The sequence below is a fragment of the Stenotrophomonas sp. SAM-B genome (genome assembly GCF_013387485.1).
Taxonomy (GTDB): Bacteria; Pseudomonadota; Gammaproteobacteria; order Xanthomonadales; family Xanthomonadaceae; genus Stenotrophomonas; species Stenotrophomonas maltophilia_AA.
In genome coordinates this window covers 701,902-718,884 of record NZ_JABBXB010000001.1, presented here as the reverse complement: position 1 = coordinate 718,884, position 16,983 = coordinate 701,902, and the positions used below count along the sequence as shown (strand labels likewise).

Here is a 16,983-nt window from a genome sequence, read left to right as displayed (position 1 = left end):
AGCAAGGCCAGTCCATGACCCCAGCTCCCCGCACCCTGTACGACAAACTGTGGGATGCCCACGTCGTCGTTCCCGAGACCGACAGCGCGCCCGCCGTGCTGTACATCGACCTGCACCTGATCCATGAAGTGACCTCCCCGCAGGCCTTCACCGAACTGCGCGAGCGCGGCCTCTCCCCGCGCCGGCCGGACCGGACCAAGGCGACGATGGACCACTCCACCCCGACCCTGCCGGCCGGTGCCGACGGCAAGCTGCCCTACGCCAGCGCCGCCTCCGAAGCACAGGTGGCGATGCTGGCCGCCAACTGCGCGGAACATGGCATCGAACTGTTCGACCTGCAGTCGGCCAGCCGCGGCATCGTGCACGTGATCGCCCCCGAGCAGGGCTTCACCCAGCCGGGCATGACCATCGTCTGCGGCGACAGCCACACCTCCACGCACGGGGCGTTCGGCGCACTGGCCTTTGGTATCGGCACCAGCGAGGTCGGCCATGTGCTGGCCACCCAGTGCCTGCTGCAGCGCAAAGCCAGGACCATGGCCATCACGGTCGATGGCGTGCTGGCCCAGGGCGTCGGTGCCAAGGATGTGGTGCTGCACATCATCGGAGTGATCGGCGTCAACGGCGGCACCGGTCATGTGCTGGAGTTCCGCGGCAGCGCGATCGAAGCGATGGACATGGAGCAGCGCATGACGTTGTGCAACATGTCCATCGAAGCTGGCGCGCGTGCCGGCATGGTCGCCCCCGACCAGATCACCTTCGACTGGGTGGCCGCCACCCCGCGTGGCCCCAAGGGCGCCGACTTCGATGCCGCCGTCAACGCGTGGTCGCAGCTGCGCAGCGATGCCGGTGCGCGCTTCGACGTGGAGGTCCACATCGAGGCCGCCGACATCCGCCCGACCCTGACCTGGGGCACCCACCCCGGTACCGCCATCGCCGTGGACCAGCCGATTCCGGCCGCCAACGACGCTGCCGCGCAGAAGGGCCTGGACTACATGCACTTCCACGCCGGGCAGACCCTGGCCGGCACGCCGGTGGATGTGGTCTTCGTCGGCTCCTGCACCAACGGCCGCCTGAGCGACATGCGCGAAGTGGCGCAGGTGCTGCAGGGCCGCCGCGTCGCCCCGAGCGTGCGCATGCTGGTGGTGCCGGGCTCGGAAATCGTCAAGCGCCAGGCCGAAGCCGAAGGCATCGATGTGATCGTGCGCGCGGCCGGTGCCGAATGGCGCGAGCCGGGCTGCTCGATGTGCATCGCCATGAACGGCGATCTGGTCGCGCCGGGCCAACTGGCGGTCAGCACCAGCAACCGCAATTTCGAAGGCCGCCAAGGGCCCGGTTCGCGCACCCTGCTGGCCTCGCCGATGACGGCCGCCTGGGCCGCGGTGAACGGCCGCGTGGCCGACCCACGCGAACTGTATGCCACGCTGGAGGTGGCCTGATGAGCGGCTTCCGTACCCTGACCTCGACCAGCGTGGTGCTGCGCGAGACCAACATCGATACCGACCAGATCATTCCGGCGCGCTTTCTGTCCACCACCGAACGCGTCGGCCTGGGCAAGTACGCCTTCAATGATTGGCGCTGGCAGAGCGAGGGCGTGCCGAACCCGGCGTTCGCCTTCAACCAGCCGCACAACGCCGGCCGCAGCATCCTGCTGGCCGGGCGCAACTTCGGCTGCGGCTCGTCGCGTGAGCATGCACCGTGGGCACTGACCGACCTGGGCCTGCGCGCCATCGTCAGCAGCGAGATCGCCGACATCTTCCGCGGCAATTCGCTGAAGAACGGCCTGCTGCCGATCGTGCTGGACGAAGCCGATGTGCAGACGCTGATGCAGCGCCCGGATGACGCACTGACCATCGATGTGGCCGCGCGCGAACTGCGCACGCCCGATGGGCGCGTGTATGTCTTCCCGCTGGATGGCTTCTCGCAGACCTGCCTGCTGGAAGGCGTGGACCAATTGGGGTATCTGTTGGGCCGTACCCCAGACATTGAACGTTACGAGAGTGAACATGCACGCTGAGATTGTCGTATTGCCGGGTGACGGCATCGGTCCGGAAGTCGCCGCCGCCGCCGTGGCGGTGCTGGAGGCCGTCGCCACCCGTTTCGGGCACACCTTCGGGTTCCAGGAACACGACATCGGTGGCATCGCCATCGATCGCCACGGCGAGCCGCTGCCGGCCACCACGCTGGAGGCCTGCCGCAAGGCGGACGCCATCCTGCTCGGTGCGGTGGGCGGGCCGAAGTGGTCCGATCCCAACGCCAAGGTCCGGCCGGAACAAGGCCTGCTGGCGATCCGCAAGGCGCTGGGGCTGTACGCCAACCTGCGTCCGGTACGCACGCACGCGGCCGCGCTCGGCGCCTCGCCGATCAAGGCCGAACTGCTGGAAGGCGTGGACTTCGTCGTCGTGCGGGAACTGACCGGCGGCATCTATTTCGGTGAGAAGACCCGCACCGCCGACACCGCCAGCGACCTGTGCAGCTACAGCGTGGGCGAGATCGAGCGCGTCATGCGCACCGCGTTCCGGCTGGCACAGACCCGACGCGGCAAGGTCACCTCGGTGGACAAGGCCAACGTGCTGGAAACCTCGCGCCTGTGGCGCGACGTCGCCGCGCGGATCGGCCGCGAAGAATTCCCGGAGATCGCGCTGGAGCACCAGCTGGTCGATTCGATGGCCATGCACCTGCTGGCCAAGCCGCGCGAGTACGACGTGATCGTGACCGAGAACATGTTCGGCGACATCCTCACCGACGAAGCCTCGATGCTGGCCGGCTCGCTCGGCCTGCTGCCCTCGGCCTCGCTGGGCGAACCGGGTGCGGTCGGCATCTACGAGCCTATCCACGGCTCCGCGCCGGACATCGCCGGCAAGGGCATCGCCAATCCCTACGCCACCATCTTCAGCGCGGCCATGCTGCTGCGCCATTCACTGGGGCTGGACGAAGAGGCTGCTACGGTCGAGGCAGCGGTATATGCCGTGCTGGATGACGGCGTATTCACTGCCGATCTTGCCGCCAAGGGTTTTGCGGTGAGTACCGCCGCAGCCACCGACGCGGTCCTTGCCAAGCTGCAATGATCGTACGAACGCGGCCTGAGGCCGCGTTCCTGTCTGTACATCCCGCACGGCCTCCCTGTCCCGTCGGCCACGTCGCTGCCAGCGGCTGGCCCCCAACAAGGAAAGCCTTTGAACTCTCGTTCCGCTGCCGAATTTCTCAACCACGTGGCCCAGCGCGATCCGCATCAGCCGGAATTCCTGCAGGCCGTGAAAGAAGTGATCCAGAGCCTGTGGCCGTTCCTGGAGCGTCATCCCCGCTACTTCGAACAAGGGCTGCTGGAGCGGCTGGTGGAGCCGGAGCGGGTGATCCAGTTCCGCGTGGCCTGGGCTGATGACGCCGGCAGGACCCATGTGAATCGCGGCTGGCGCGTGCAGCACAGTTCGGCGATAGGCCCGTTCAAGGGCGGCATGCGCTTCCATCCGTCGGTCAACCAGTCAATCCTGAAGTTCCTTGCCTTCGAGCAGACCCTGAAGAACGCGCTGACGACTCTGCCGATGGGCGGTGGCAAGGGCGGCGCGGATTTCAATCCGAAAGGCCGCAGCGATGCCGAAGTGATGCGCTTCTGCCAGGCCTTGATGCTGGAACTGCACCGCCACCTCGGTGCCGATACTGACGTGCCGGCCGGCGACATCGGCGTCGGCGCGCGCGAGGTCGGCTACATGACCGGCATGATGAAGAAGATCACCAACGATGCCTCCTGCGTGTTCACCGGCAAGGGCCTCTCCTACGGTGGCAGCCTGATGCGTCCGGAAGCGACCGGCTTCGGCACCGTCTACTTCGTCGAGCAGATGCTGCACCATGCCCGTCGCGATACCGATGGCGCGAAGGTGTTGATTTCCGGCGCCGGCAACGTCGCCCAGCATGCCGCGATCAAGGCCATCGAGCTGGGCGCGACAGTGCTCACGCTCTCCGATTCCGGCGGCACGCTGTACGCCCGCGATGGCTTCGATGAAGCGGCGCTGCAGGAGGTGGTGGAACTGCGCAACGAGCGCCGTGGTTGCTTGTCCGAGCTGGCCGACGACAAACGCTTCGAGTACCTGGAGGGCAAGCGTCCCTGGCACATCCCGGCCGAGATCGCCCTGCCCTGCGCCACCCAGAATGAACTGGACGAAGACGATGCCCGCGCCCTGGTCGACAACGGTGTGCTGTGCGTGGCCGAAGGCGCCAACATGCCCGCCACGCTGGAGGCGGTGGACGTCTTCCTCGCGTCCGGCACCCTGTACGCACCGGGCAAGGCCAGCAATGCCGGCGGCGTGGCCACCTCGGGGCTGGAAATGAGCCAGAACGCGCAGCGCCTGTCCTGGCATCACGCCGATGTCGACGAGCGCCTGCACGGGATCATGAAGGACATCCACGCCAACTGCGTGCGCCACGGCAAGCGCGCCGACGGCAGCGTGAACTACGTGGACGGCGCCAATATCGCCGGTTTCGTGAAGGTGGCCGACGCGATGCTGGCGCAGGGTGTTTACTGAGGGCAGACCGATGAACGGGCGCAGCGATCAGTCCGCCGAGCGGACCTCGCTCGTCATGCAGCCGGCCAGCACGGCACCGCTGTCGGTGGGTATCACGCTGAATGCCCGCACGCGCGTGTATCCGGAGGACGCCTCCCGCGTTGCTTCGCGCATCCAATACCCCTCTACCTGTCGATCCGCCACCCCCAGGCGCGTGGCATCGAGCACCGCCTTCAGCGGCGCATCGCCCATGTCCGCCGCGAAATAGCCCCCTTGGGCGATGCCGAGCGACTGTACGGGCAGCCCCTGCAGCATCACAGGGTGGTCCAGCGTGACGGCGAGGAGAGACATCGTCTGTCCGCCGACACCGTACTCACGCTCGGCCACCGCGCTGACATTGTCCGGCCACGCCAGCGGCGACAGTTCCGAAACACGCTCCCACGTGTTCGCGATGCGCTGCATGGCAGCGTCGTCCGCCCGACATTCGAGCGCGGCGCCAACATCACTGGCCGAGGCAGTCTCCCGCAATCGAGGGGGAACACGCGCCTCGCGCATCGGACCGGGGTAGTCACATCCCACCCGATAGCCCTCCCCATCGCTGCGCACCACGAGTGCGGCAGGCAATGACGCATCGCCCGATGCCTCTGGTGCCGACCAGACCTGGAACGGCTCACGCAGGTTGCTCGACCGCAGCCGCAGCCCGTTCCCACTGACGATGCGCGCACGCTGCCCGGCGTCGACGGGAATCGAGAAGCCCGTGTCATCGGCCACCACGCGGTGCGTTGTGATGCCGTGCACCGTCAACGCGTCCGGCATGTCGATGAAAGTCGTCGTGTCGTCCCCGTCACCGCTGCGCGTGAAGCCCCAGCCCTGCAGATGGGCCGGACGCTCCCGCGGCGTTCCGTACAGTGCGCCACGCAGCGACGTCGTCACCGCCTGCATTGCCGCCGGTGAGGCGCGGCATTCGAGCAGCTCGATAAGATCGCGCTGGAAGCTGGCAGCGGTGTTCGCCTGCGCTGGCGGCGCACCGGCCATCGACATGGCGACGGCCGCGGCAGCAGCGAGCGGAGAGAAAAAACGTAGCAGCATCATGCGCGACCGAAGAGAATCCGATGTGCATTTTACGCTTGCCACTATCGCGAAGACGGCAGGCAGTCACGTCGCGCCGAAAGAATGAAGCCGGCCATCGGCCGGCTTCATCGTCCCTCAGCCTTCGCTGGTCTTCGCCTCGTCCGGCTTTACCCGGAACCACGCGGCATACAGCGCCGGCAGGAACACCAGGGTCAGCACGGTGCCGACGATCAGGCCGCCCATGATCGAGATCGCCATCGAGCCGTAGAACGCACTGCGCGACAGCGGGATCATCGCCAGCACCGCGGCCAGCGCGGTCAGCACGATCGGGCGGAAGCGGCGCACGGTGGCATCGATGATCGCGTGCCAGCGATCATGCCCGGCATCGATGTCCTGCTGGATCTGATCGATCAGGATCACCGAGTTGCGCATGATCATGCCGGCCAGCGCGATCGTCCCCAGCAGCGCCACGAAGCCGAACGGCGCGCGGAACAGCAGCAGGAACAGGGTCGCGCCGATGATGCCCAGCGGCGCGGTGACCAGCACCATCGCCGCACGCGAGAAGCTGCGCAGCTGCAGCATCAGCAGCGTGGCCACCACGATCAGGAACAGCGGCATGCCGGCCTTGATCGAATCCTGGCCGCGGGTGGAATCCTCCACCGTGCCGCCGGTTTCAAGCAGGTAGCCGGACGGCAGCTCGGCACGGATGCCCTCCAGTGTCGGCAGGATCTGCTGCACCACGTCCAGCGGCTGCTTCGCGTCGGCAATGTCGGCGCGCACGGTCACCGTCGGCAGGCGGTTGCGGTGCCAGATGATGCCGTCCTCGAACACGTACTCCAGGCGCGCCACCTGCGACAGCGTCACCGAGGTGCCGCTGGCGGTCGGAATGGCCAGGCTGCCCAGCATGTCCAGCCGCACACGCTCGTTGTCCGGTCCACGCAGCAGCATCTCGATCAGGCGGTTGCCCTCCCGGTAGGTGCTCACGCTCATGCCCGACAACGAGGTGCCCAGTAGCTGGCTCACCTGCGCGCTGCTCACACCCAGTGCGCGTGCACGGTCCTGGTCGATCACCAGCCGTACCACTTTGCTCGGCTCGCTCCAGTCCAGGTTGACGTTCATCACGTGCGGGTTTGCGCGCACCTTGGCTTCCACCTGCCGGGCAATGGCCTGCACCTGCGCGATATGCTCGCCGGAGATGCGCATCTGCACCGGGTAGCCGACCGGCGGGCCGTTCTCCAGGCGGGTCACGCGCATCTGCACGTCCGGGAACTGCGGAATCACGTCCTTGAGCAGCCAGTCGCGGGTCGCTTCGCGGGCTTTGGCATCTTCAGTCAGCACCACGAACTGCGAGAAGTTGGTGGCCGGCAGCTGCTGGTCCAACGGCAGGTAGAAGCGCGGCGAGCCGGTGCCGACGTAGGCCACATAGTTGCTGATGCCCTCGCGGTCTTTGAGCAGCTTTTCCAGCTTGGCCGCCTGGGCCTGGGTCGCCTGCAACGAGGCACCCTCGGCCAGTTCGATGTCCACCATCAGTTCCGGGCGGGTCGAATCCGGGAAGAACTGCTGGGGCACGAAGCGGAAGATCAGCAACGAGAACACGAACAGGGCGGCCGTGGCAGCGATCACCCACCAGCGATGGCGCAGGCAGACATCGAGGAAACGGCGGAAGCGCACGTAGAACGGACGCTGGTACGGATCGTGGTCGTGCGCATGCACCTTCGGCGCGATCCAGCGCGCGAACGCGGGATGGCGGTCGGCCCACCGGAGGCGACGGGCGTGCCAGCGCCCCGCCAGGCTGTCCGGCTTGGGCAGCTGCGGGTTGAACAGGTCCGGCAACATCTTGTCGCCCAGGTACGGGATGAACAGCACCGCGGCGATCCACGACACCACCAGCGCGATGGTCACCACCTGGAACAGCGAGCGGGTGTATTCGCCCGTGCTGGAGGCGGCCGTGGCGATCGGCAGGAAGCCGGCCGCGGTGATCAGCGTGCCGGTCAGCATCGGGAACGCGGTCGACTCCCACGCGAAGCTGGCCGCACGCAGGCGGTCGTAGCCCTGCTCCATCTTGGTGGCCATCATCTCCACCGCGATGATCGCATCGTCCACCAGCAGGCCCAGCGCCAGCACCAGCGCGCCGAGGGAAATCTTGTGCAGGCCGATGCCGAAGTAATGCATGACGAAGAACGTCATCGCCAGCACCAGCGGAATGGTCACGCCCACCACCAGGCCGGTGCGCAGGCCGAGCGAGAAGAAGCTCACCAGCAGCACGATCACCACCGCTTCGGTCAGCACCTGCACGAACTCGCCGACGGACTCCTCCACCGCATGCGGCTGGTCGGAGACCTTGCGCAGCTGCATGCCGGCCGGCAGCGTCTTCTGCAGTCGTTCGAACTCGGCATCCAGGGTACTGCCCAGCTTCAGGATGTCGCCGCCGTCTTTCATCGCCACGGCGATGCCGATCGCGTCTTCACCCATGAAGCGCATCTTCGGCGACGCCGGATCGGCAAAACCGCGTTTGATCTCGGCGATGTCGCCCAGGTGCACGGTGCGGTCGCCGGCCTGGATCGGGAAGCTGCGGATCTCCTCCACGCTCTGGAACTGGCCGGAGACGCGCAGCTGCACCCGGTCGGTCGGGGTTTCAAAGAAGCTGGTGGCGGCAATGGCATTCTGGTCGGCCAATGCCTGTTGCACCTGCTGCAGCGACACGCCCAGGGTGGCCAGCTTGGTGTTGGACAGCTCGATCCAGACCTTCTCGTCCTGCAGGCCTTCCAGCTCGATCTTGCCCACGTCGGGCACGCGCTGCAGTTCCAGCTGGATGCGATCGGCGTAGTCGCGCATCACCGCGTAGTCGAAGCCCTGCCCGGTCAACGCGTAGATGTTGCCGAAGGTGTCGCCGAACTCGTCGTTGAAGAACGGTCCGACGATTTCGCGCGGCAGGGTCGGCTTGATGTCGCCCACGCGTTTGCGCACCTGGTACCACAGGTCGGGAATCGCCTTGGAACGCAGGCTGTCGCGCGCCACGAAGATCACCTGCGATTCGCCCGGGCGCGAGTAGGAACGGATGAACTCGTACTGCCCGGTGTTCAGCAGGGCTTTTTCGATCGGTTCGGTGACCTGGCGTGAGACCTGTTCGGCGGTCGCGCCAGGCCAATTCGTGCGCACCACCATCACTTTGAAGGTGAACGGTGGATCCTCGGACTGGCCCAGGTGCTTGTACGACCACGCGCCGATGATCGCGAAGGCCAGCATCGCAAACAGCACCAGTGGCCGGTTGCCCAGCGCCCATTCGGAGAGATTGAAGCGGCGCACGGGATCAGTTCCCCTTGCCGGTGGCAGGCGCGGCAGGCTGGGCGGCCGGTGCCAGCACCGGGCGGTTCTGACGGTCCACCGCCGTCACCGGCTGGCCCTCGCGCAGCAGGTGGCCGCCGGCGGCCACCACCCAATCATTCGCGTTCACCCCGCTCAGCACCGGAACGGATTCCACGGCATACGCCCCGACCGTCACCGGCGTGGCCTTCAACGTGCGCTTGGCCGGATCGACCACCCACACACTGCTGCGTCCATCGGCGCCGCGCTGTACTGCCGCCAGCGGCAGCTGCAGCGTGCCCTGGCGGCCGGCCGCGGCGAACACGCGTGCGCTCTGGCCCAGCTCTACTTCGGTCAGTGCTTCCGGCGCCAGGCTGACGCGGGCGGCGTAGGTCCGCGCCTGCGCATCGGCGGCCGGGGCGATCTCACGGATCGTGCCGGCCAGCAGCTGGCCCGGGCGGTTCCACAGTTCCACCTGCACCGGCTGGCCGACCTCGTAATCGCGGATGTTGCTTTCCGGCAGGGCGATCACGACTTCGCGTCCACCATCAGCGGCCAGGGTGAACACGGTCTGCCCGGCGCTGACCACCTGCCCGGCTTCGGCCTGGCGGCTGGCGATCACGCCGTCGGCCGGCGCGCGCAGCTGCGCGTACTCGGCCTGGTTGCGGGCCACGGCCAGATTCGCGCGGGCGGCATTGGCCTGGCCCTGCGCGGCCTTGAACGCGGCGGTCTGGCTGTCCAGCGCGGATTGGCTGACCAGCTGCTGCTCGGCAAGTGTCGCGTAACGCTTCTGATCATCGCGGGCGCGGATCAGATCGGCTTCGGCGGCAGCGAGCTGGGCCTGCGAGGCACTGGCCTGGGAGGCGTAGTCGGCGGCATCCAGCTCGGCCAGCAGCTGCCCCTTGCGCACGCGCTGGCCGGCATCGACATGACGCTTGATCAGGTTGCCCCCGACCCGGAACGACAGCGGGCTCTCCTGGCGGGCCCGGATCTCACCGGGAAACGCGGCGAGTTCCTGTCCGGCCACGGTGCCGGGGTGGACCACCAGCACCGGGATCGGCGCCACCGGCTCGGCGTCCTGCTTGCCACATGCTGCCAGCGCGATCGCCAGCAACCCACCACCCATCCATCGCATGTTGTTCATGAGATCCTGGACCTGAAAAGTAACCCGGGAAAAGCGGCTGGAAACGCTCTGTTCCAAACGCTTCAATATTGAACCAGCCGGTATAGTATAAATATCGAACCGATTGGTCTAGTATTGATTGGATGACTGATCCGACCTCCTCCACATCGCCCTCCAAGCCGGCCGCCAAGGCCGCCGGACCGGGGCGCCCGAAGGATCTGGGCAAGCGTGCGGCCATCCTCGAGGCAGCGAAATCCCTGTTCGTCGACCAAGGCTACAACGGCGTGAGCATGGACAGCATCGCCGCCCAGGCAGGCGTCTCCAAACTGACCGTTTACAGCCATTTCGGCGACAAAGAGACCTTGTTCACCGAAGCTGTGCAGTCCAAGTGCGCCGAGATGCTGCCTGACGAACTGTTCGTCACCGACATCGAAGGCCCGCTGCGCGACCAGTTGATGGGCATTGGCCACGCCTTTTTCGGCCTGATCACCTCCGATGCGGCGGTGGCGGTGCAGCGGGTGATGATGTCGCCCGATACCGACGACCGGATCCGCGAGATGTTCTGGCTGGCCGGCCCGCAGCGGACCACCGATGCGCTGGCCGAGTTCCTGCGTGCCCGTACCGCCCGCGGCGAGCTGGAGATCACCGACTTCCCGACCGCCGCGATCCAGTTCCTGACCTTGATCAAGGGCGAGCTGCATACGCATATGATGTGCGGGTTGCGGCCGGCCCCGGCCGAGTGCGATGCCGACGCCCACGTGAGCGCCAGCGTCGAGTTTTTCCTGCGGGCGTATGCCCGGCGGCACTAAACTGAATGGACCGGAGGTCGCGGTGACTTCCGGCACTGCGACCCCGGCGCGACGGCAGCGATGCTCTCAGCGCGCCGCCGGCTCCCGGCACCGGTAAAATGGCCGGCCCACTGCGCTGGATATAGAACCTCATGACGATCGATTACTCCCACGCCCGCGAACTGATGGTCGAACAGCAGATCCGCCCCTGGGATGTGCTGGAAATCCGCGTGCTCGATGTACTTGCACGCTTGCCGCGGGAGGCGTTCGTCGCTGAATCGCACCGGGCCCTGGCCTACGCCGATATCGAGCTGCCGCTGGGCAACGGCCAGAAGATGATGAAGCCGGTCATCGAAGGCCGCACCCTGCAGGCGCTGGATCTGCAGCCGGGTGATGAAGTGCTGGAAATCGGCACCGGCAGCGGCTACCTGAGCGCCTGCATGGGCGAGCTGGCCCGCGAAGTGCTGAGCCTGGAAATCGATGCCGACCTGGCCACGACCGCGCGCGCGCGCCTGGACGCGGCCGGCCTGGGCAACAACGTCCGCATCGAAACCGCCGACGCACTGACCTGGGACACCGAGCGACGCTTCGATACGATCTGCGTCACCGGCGCGGTGGATGTCATCCCGTCACGTTTCACCCAGTGGCTGCGTCCCGGCGGTCGACTGTTCGTGATCCGTGGCCTGTCGCCGGTCATGGAAGCGGTGCTGGTCAAGGCGGACGGCACCACTGAATCGCTGTTCGAAACCGATATCGATTACCTGCGCGGTGCCGCCCCGGCACCCCAGTTCCAACTCTGAGTCCAAGGAAGCCGCAATGATCCGCCGATCCCTCGCCCTTGCGCTGGCCGCCGCCCTGCTGCCGATGACCGCCTCTGCCGCCGACCTGCTGCAGGTCTACGAAATGGCGCGCAATGGCGATCCGCAGCTCTCGGCTGCCGAGTCGACCCGCCTGTACGACAAGGAAGGCGCCGTGCAGGCGCGTGCCGCCCTGCTGCCGCAGCTCAACGGCGAGGCCTCGCTCAACCGCACCCGCACCAACCCGAACCATGATCTGACCTCCAGCTCGTTCACCACCAAGAGCCGGAACTACACGATCAACGGCAGCCAGACGGTCTTCAACTTCACCCAGTTCGCCAACCTGCGTTCGCAGCGCGAGCTGAGCCAGGCGGCCGACTTCACCCTGGATTCGGCCAACGACGACCTGATCGTGCGCACCTCGGCGGCGTACTTCAACGTGCTGGTGGGCATCGAATCGCTGTCGGCCGCGCAGACCAACGAAGCGGCGGCGAAGAAGCAGTTCGACTTCGCCGACAAGCGCCTGGAAGTAGGCCTGGCCCCGATCACCGACGTGCACGAAGCCCGCGCCCAGTACGACCAGGCACGCGCCAACACGATCATCGCGCAGAACACGCTGGCCGACGCCTACCAGGCGCTGACCGAGCTGACCGGCCAGCCGGTCACCGACCTGCGCGCCCTGCCCGCCGATTTCCGTCCGGAGCTGCCGGCCAAGTACGCCACCATCGATACGCTGGTGTCCGAAGCCGTCGCGCAGAACCCGGCGCTGAAGGCGCAGGAACTGAAGGTCAACGCCGCCGAATCCGGCGTCTCGGCCGCCCGCGGCGCGCACTACCCGACCCTGTCGCTCGGTGCCACCGCCGGCAAGTCGGCCAGCTGGGGTGATGTGGTCGGCGCTGACAGCTTCAGCCCGGACCGTCGCACCAACAGCGTCGGCCTGACCTTGAACGTGCCGATCTTCTCCGGTGGCGCCACCCAGTCCGGCGTGCGCCAGGCCCTGGCCCAGCGCGACATCGCCCAGGACGGTTACGAGCAGCAGAAGCGTGCCTTGGACCGCAACACCCGCAATGCCTACCAGACCCTGGTCGCGGGCATCAGCGAAGTGGAAGCGCGTCGCCTGGCGGTGGTCTCGGCACAGAGCGCCTATGACGCCTCGCAGGTCGGCCTGGAAGTCGGTACGCGTACCGTGCTGGACGTGATCCAGAACCAGCGCATCCTGTTCTCCGCGCAGCTGGACTACGCCAACGCCCGCTACACCTTCCTGCAGAACCGCCTGCAGCTGGGCCAGGCCGTCGGCACGCTGGACATCGCCGAACTGCAGGACATCAACCGCCTGCTGACGCAGAAGGCCGCCACGCCGAGCACCACCGTCAACTGATCGACGGCGCACGGCGAGACAGAAAAACCACCCGCTTGCGGGTGGTTTTTTTTTGCGTGCAACATGCCGATCGCGACACACCGCACGCGGCGCACACGCGATCAACGCCACGCAGGATGCCGCGTGCAACGACTGCCCGTGCACACTCTCCGCCGTGAACCGGTCCACCGCCCGGCACCTGTCGTGGAAAATGGCTTGACCCTTCGGCGGGGGACGACTATGGTCCGCCCCGCACCACCTTCCCTTTCCCTCCAGAGGCGCCCTCCTTGGACAGTCATAGTCGATCTCGTTGCTGCTCCTGAGCCGACGGACCCACTGACCCCAAGGTCGGTTCCGTCCGCACAGGACGGGGCCTTCCGGCGCAGCTGACACGCTCGCCCGCCTCGCATCATCCGCACCGCAGTTCCATCCGACCCCAAGAGAGGGGTGCCGCTGGCGTTTCCGATTGCCTGGAGATTGCCCATGCACGCTTCCCGTCTGTTCGCCCTGCCGCTCGTGGCCGTGGCGATGCTTCCGTTCGACACCCGCGCCGCCGCCAGCCTGATGGTGGACGACGCCTCCATCACCGATGTCGGTCGTTGCCAGCTGGAAAGCTGGGGCCGTCATACCCATGCCGGGGCCGAGTGGACCGCCGTACCAGCCTGCACCTTCGCCGATACCGAATGGTCGCTCGGTGTCAGCCATCAACGCGCTGCTTCGGACACGCAATGGGCGCTGGGTGCCAAGCGCGTGCTGCGCGACATCGACCAGCGACGCTGGGGCATGGCGCTCAGTGCCGGTGTCGGCAACGACTGGCACCGCCTGCGTGGCGACGACTGGGGCATCAATGCGCCGTTGACCATCGCACTCGGGGCCAGCGATCACACCCTGCTGCACGTCAACCTGGGCTGGGCGCGCACGGCCGCGGCACGCGGTCGCACCGAGGGCATCGGCATGGAAATCAACACCGCCCCGCAGTGGTCGCTGCTGGCTGAAACCGCGCGCGATGCCACGCGCCAGCGCAGCAGTCAGTTCGGCGTGCGCCATGCGCTCTGGCGGGGTGCCAGCGTGGACCTGCTCGCTGGACGCGTCCATCACCAGCGCGACGGCCACTGGATCACGCTCGGCATCACTCTCGCCGCTGCGCCGTGACTGCCGGCTGACCTCATCGACTGACACAACCGCATCCGTGTTTACCGCGCATCGCTACTGCACTGCGCCGCCTGTTGGAGCACCACCATGAACCGCGAAGACCTCCTGTTCTCGATCCGCACCCTCTCGCTCTCCCTCGACGCGGCTGGCTTCGTCAGCATCGCCGCGACCACGCCCCCCTCCGATCTGGTTGATGCATTCGATGCACTGAGCGTGGAGAAGACACTGCCATTGCTGATGCTGCTCGATCCCCAGGCACGCGCCGAGCTGTTCGCGCACTTCGCCGAGATCCGCCAGGATCAGCTGCTGGCCGCGATGACGCGCGAGGCGGTGGTGCAGTTGTTCGAGCACATGCCATCGGATGATCGCGCCGATCTGTTCAACCGGCTGGGGGATGACGCCAAGCAGAAACTGCTGCCCGCGCTGACCAAGGCGGAACGCGATGACATCCTCAAGATGGCGTCCTATCCCGAAGGCACGGTCGGCTCGGCGACCACCTCCGACTATGTCTGGGTATCTCCGGAAATGACCGTGGCGCAGGCTCTCACGCATATCCGCGCCACCGCGCTGCACAGCGAAACGGTGAACACCCTGTTCGTGCTCGACCGCACGCTGCGCCTGCGCGGTACCGTGGCGCTGCGCGACCTGGTACTGGCCAACGAGAACAGTACGGTCGCCTCGATCATGCAGAAGCAGCCGGTGTCCGCGCAGGCGCACTGGCCACGGCTGCAGGCCGCCGAGCTGATCCGCCGCTACGATCTGTTGGCCCTGCCGGTGACCAACGGCGGCGATCGCATGATCGGCATCGTCACCGTCGACGATGCGATGGACATCGAGAAGGAACAGGCTGCTTCGCAGCTGGCCCGCTTCGGCGGCACTGTGAGTGCGCATGGCAACGATCTGGACGTGCGCAGCACGCCGCTGAAGCAGATGTTCCGGGTGCGTGTGTTCTGGCTGGCGATCCTGACCTGCTTCGGCATCGTCACCAGCACCTTTGTCGCCGCGCAGGAGGAACTGCTGTCGCAGGTGATCGTGCTCGCCGCCTTCATCGCCCCGATCGTGGACATGGGCGGCAACACCGGCAGCCAGTCGGCCACGCTGGTGATCCGCAGCATGGCGCTGGGCGAGCTGAAACTGCGCTGGCGCGATGTGGGCTTCGTCATCAAGCGCGAACTGCCGGTGGCCGCGGCGCTGGGCATCACCATCGCCCTGCTCGAAGCGATCCTGGCGTACTTCAGCAAAGGCGTGGGCATGGACGTGCTGCTGGTGGTGGGCTCGAGCATGCTGGTGTGCACCGCGCTGGGCGGCATCATCGGCGCGCTGCTGCCGTTCGCCGCACGCCGCATCGGCGCGGACCCGGCCACGCTGTCGGCACCGATGATCACCTCGGTCATGGATCTGATCGGGGTGTTCATCTACTTCGGGTTTGCGTACGCCTTCCTGGGCGACCTGCTGGTCGCGGCAGGCTGAGGCGTGGTCAGGTCTGGTCACCCGGCAGGGCGATCAGGCCTGCGCCGGTCAGGCCACCGGCGGCGGCAGCTGCGGCGCGATCAGGGCCACGGTGCGCTTCAACGCGCCACGGCCGTTGCTCACCAGGGCACAGCCGGCGCGGGCCATGTCTTCGCGCGCCTGGGGATCGCGCAGCAGGGTCAGCAACGCGTCGCCGACACCGTTGGCATCCTCCGCGATCACCACGGCCCCTGCTTCGCGCATGCGCCGGGAAATCTCGGCGAAGTTGTGCAGGTGCGGCCCGGTGACCGCAGCGGTGCCCATCGCCGCCGGTTCCAGCAGGTTGTGCCCGCCGATGGCCTGCAGGCTGCCACCGACGAAGGCCACCTGTGCGCAGCCATAGAACGACATCAGCTCACCGAGGGTATCGATCACGAACACATCGGTATCGGCCTGCGGCCATTGCTGCTGGCGGCGCGTGGCGACCTTCCAGCCCTGCTCGCGGGCCAGCGCCTCCACCCGCGGGAAGCGCTCGGGATGCCGTGGCGCCCACAACAGCAGCAGCCCCGGCACCGCCTCGCGCAGGCGGCGGTGCAGATCGATGGTGGCCTGCTCCTCGCCCTCGTGCGTGCTGGCGGCAATCCAGACCGGGCGCTCGGCGGGCACCAGGTCGTGGAAGCGCGCGATGAACTCCTGCACGTTCGGCGTGGCGATATCGAATTTCAGATTGCCCAGCGGCTGCACCTGATCCGGACGGGCGCCGAGCTGGATGAAGCGATCGGCATCGTCGGCCGACTGCGCGGCCACGCAGGTCACGGTGCGCAGCGCGCGACCGATCAACGGCCGCAGCAGGCGATAGCCGCGCAGCGAACGCGCCGACAGCCGGGCGTTGAGGATGTAGACCGGAATCCGGCGGTCGCGGCAGCCGAACAGCAGGTTCGGCCACAGTTCGGTTTCCAGGATCAGGGCCAGGCTGGGCTTGAAGTGGCCCAGGAAACGACCGACGCTGCCCGGCACGTCGTAAGGCAGATACACGTGGTCGACCGCATCGCCCCACAGCGCGCGCACGCGCTCGGAGCCGGTCGGGGTGATGGTGGTTATCACCCAGCGGATGTCCGGACGCAGCGTGCGCAGGGCGTTCACCAGCGGCGCGGCGGCGTTCACCTCGCCCACCGAGACCGCGTGCAGCCATACCCGCGGCTGGCCGCTGGAGTGCGGATAGGAGGCATAGCGCTCATCCCAGCGCTGGAAGTACTCGCGCACCCGGAAGCCCCGCCAGACCAGGTGGTACACGGTGATCGGCAACAGCAGGTACAGCACGGCCGAGTACAGGCCGCGCAGGATCCATTCGACAGGGCTTTTACGCATGCGCAAAGGATACGGGAGCGGCGCGGGGAAGACACGCCGCGCCGCCGTGAGGGCCCCGCCGGGACGCATCCGGGCGCAT

Annotated in this window: 13 protein-coding genes; 9 read left to right on the top strand and 4 right to left on the bottom strand. The window is 67.1% G+C overall.

Annotated elements, in window-relative coordinates; genetic code table 11:
* Nucleotides 1-14 precede the first annotated feature (14 nt).
* The 4 genes from leuC (at nt 15) to gdhA (ending at nt 4,517) form a co-directional block, all read left to right on the top strand.
* Nucleotides 15-1,436, top strand: coding sequence for a 3-isopropylmalate dehydratase large subunit (gene leuC, locus HH110_RS03070; protein WP_176988268.1), 1,422 nt, complete (start codon nt 15-17; stop codon nt 1,434-1,436).
* A complete protein-coding gene (gene leuD, locus HH110_RS03065) occupies nt 1,436-2,014 on the top strand; it encodes a 3-isopropylmalate dehydratase small subunit (RefSeq protein ID WP_176988267.1) in 579 nt (192 codons plus the stop codon). Before leuC ends, leuD begins: the two co-directional genes overlap by 1 nt.
* Nucleotides 2,004-3,065: a 3-isopropylmalate dehydrogenase gene (leuB, locus tag HH110_RS03060; protein WP_019183805.1), complete on the top strand. Its 1,062-nt coding sequence runs from the start codon at nt 2,004-2,006 to the stop codon at nt 3,063-3,065. The genes leuD and leuB overlap by 11 nt, the downstream gene beginning before the upstream one ends.
* 108 nt (nt 3,066-3,173) lie before the next feature.
* On the top strand, nt 3,174-4,517 hold the full coding sequence (gene gdhA / locus HH110_RS03055; protein ID WP_176988266.1) for an NADP-specific glutamate dehydrogenase: 1,344 nt from the start codon (nt 3,174-3,176) through the stop codon (nt 4,515-4,517).
* A gap of 27 nt (nt 4,518-4,544) precedes the next feature.
* Here gdhA and HH110_RS03050 read toward each other — a convergent pair whose 3' ends face one another.
* The 3 genes from HH110_RS03050 to HH110_RS03040 all read right to left on the bottom strand — a co-directional run bounded on the left by HH110_RS03050 (nt 4,545) and on the right by HH110_RS03040 (nt 10,014).
* Nucleotides 4,545-5,588: a hypothetical protein gene (locus HH110_RS03050; RefSeq protein WP_176988265.1), complete on the bottom strand. Its 1,044-nt coding sequence runs from the start codon at nt 5,586-5,588 to the stop codon at nt 4,545-4,547.
* A gap of 114 nt (nt 5,589-5,702) precedes the next feature.
* Complete coding sequence (locus HH110_RS03045; RefSeq protein WP_176988264.1) at nt 5,703-8,873, bottom strand: efflux RND transporter permease subunit; 3,171 nt, start codon at nt 8,871-8,873, stop codon at nt 5,703-5,705.
* Nucleotides 8,874-8,877: 4 nt separating this feature from the next.
* On the bottom strand, nt 8,878-10,014 hold the full coding sequence (locus HH110_RS03040; protein WP_176988263.1) for an efflux RND transporter periplasmic adaptor subunit: 1,137 nt from the start codon (nt 10,012-10,014) through the stop codon (nt 8,878-8,880).
* A gap of 122 nt (nt 10,015-10,136) precedes the next feature.
* Here HH110_RS03040 and HH110_RS03035 point away from each other — a divergent pair, with 122 nt between their 5' ends.
* The 5 genes from HH110_RS03035 to mgtE all read left to right on the top strand — a co-directional run bounded on the left by HH110_RS03035 (nt 10,137) and on the right by mgtE (nt 15,557).
* Nucleotides 10,137-10,802 (top strand): TetR/AcrR family transcriptional regulator, encoded by a 666-nt coding sequence (locus HH110_RS03035; protein WP_176988262.1) that lies wholly within the window; start codon nt 10,137-10,139, stop codon nt 10,800-10,802.
* Nucleotides 10,803-10,933: 131 nt separating this feature from the next.
* A complete protein-coding gene (locus tag HH110_RS03030; protein ID WP_176988261.1) occupies nt 10,934-11,581 on the top strand; it encodes a protein-L-isoaspartate O-methyltransferase in 648 nt (215 codons plus the stop codon).
* Nucleotides 11,582-11,597: 16 nt separating this feature from the next.
* Entirely contained in the window at nt 11,598-12,956 is a 1,359-nt protein-coding gene (locus HH110_RS03025) for a TolC family outer membrane protein (protein ID WP_176988260.1), read from the top strand.
* Between the two features lie 462 nt (nt 12,957-13,418).
* Nucleotides 13,419-14,087 carry a hypothetical protein gene (locus HH110_RS03020; protein WP_176988259.1) on the top strand — a complete coding sequence of 223 codons (669 nt, stop codon included), beginning with the start codon at nt 13,419-13,421 and terminating at the stop codon, nt 14,085-14,087.
* Nucleotides 14,088-14,174: 87 nt separating this feature from the next.
* Nucleotides 14,175-15,557, top strand: a complete 1,383-nt coding sequence (gene mgtE, locus HH110_RS03015; protein WP_176988258.1) for a magnesium transporter — start codon at nt 14,175-14,177, stop codon at nt 15,555-15,557.
* Between the two features lie 48 nt (nt 15,558-15,605).
* Here the strand turns inward: mgtE and waaA are convergent, their stop codons facing one another.
* Nucleotides 15,606-16,904, bottom strand: coding sequence for a lipid IV(A) 3-deoxy-D-manno-octulosonic acid transferase (waaA, locus tag HH110_RS03010; protein ID WP_176988257.1), 1,299 nt, complete (start codon nt 16,902-16,904; stop codon nt 15,606-15,608).
* Nucleotides 16,905-16,983 lie beyond the last annotated feature (79 nt).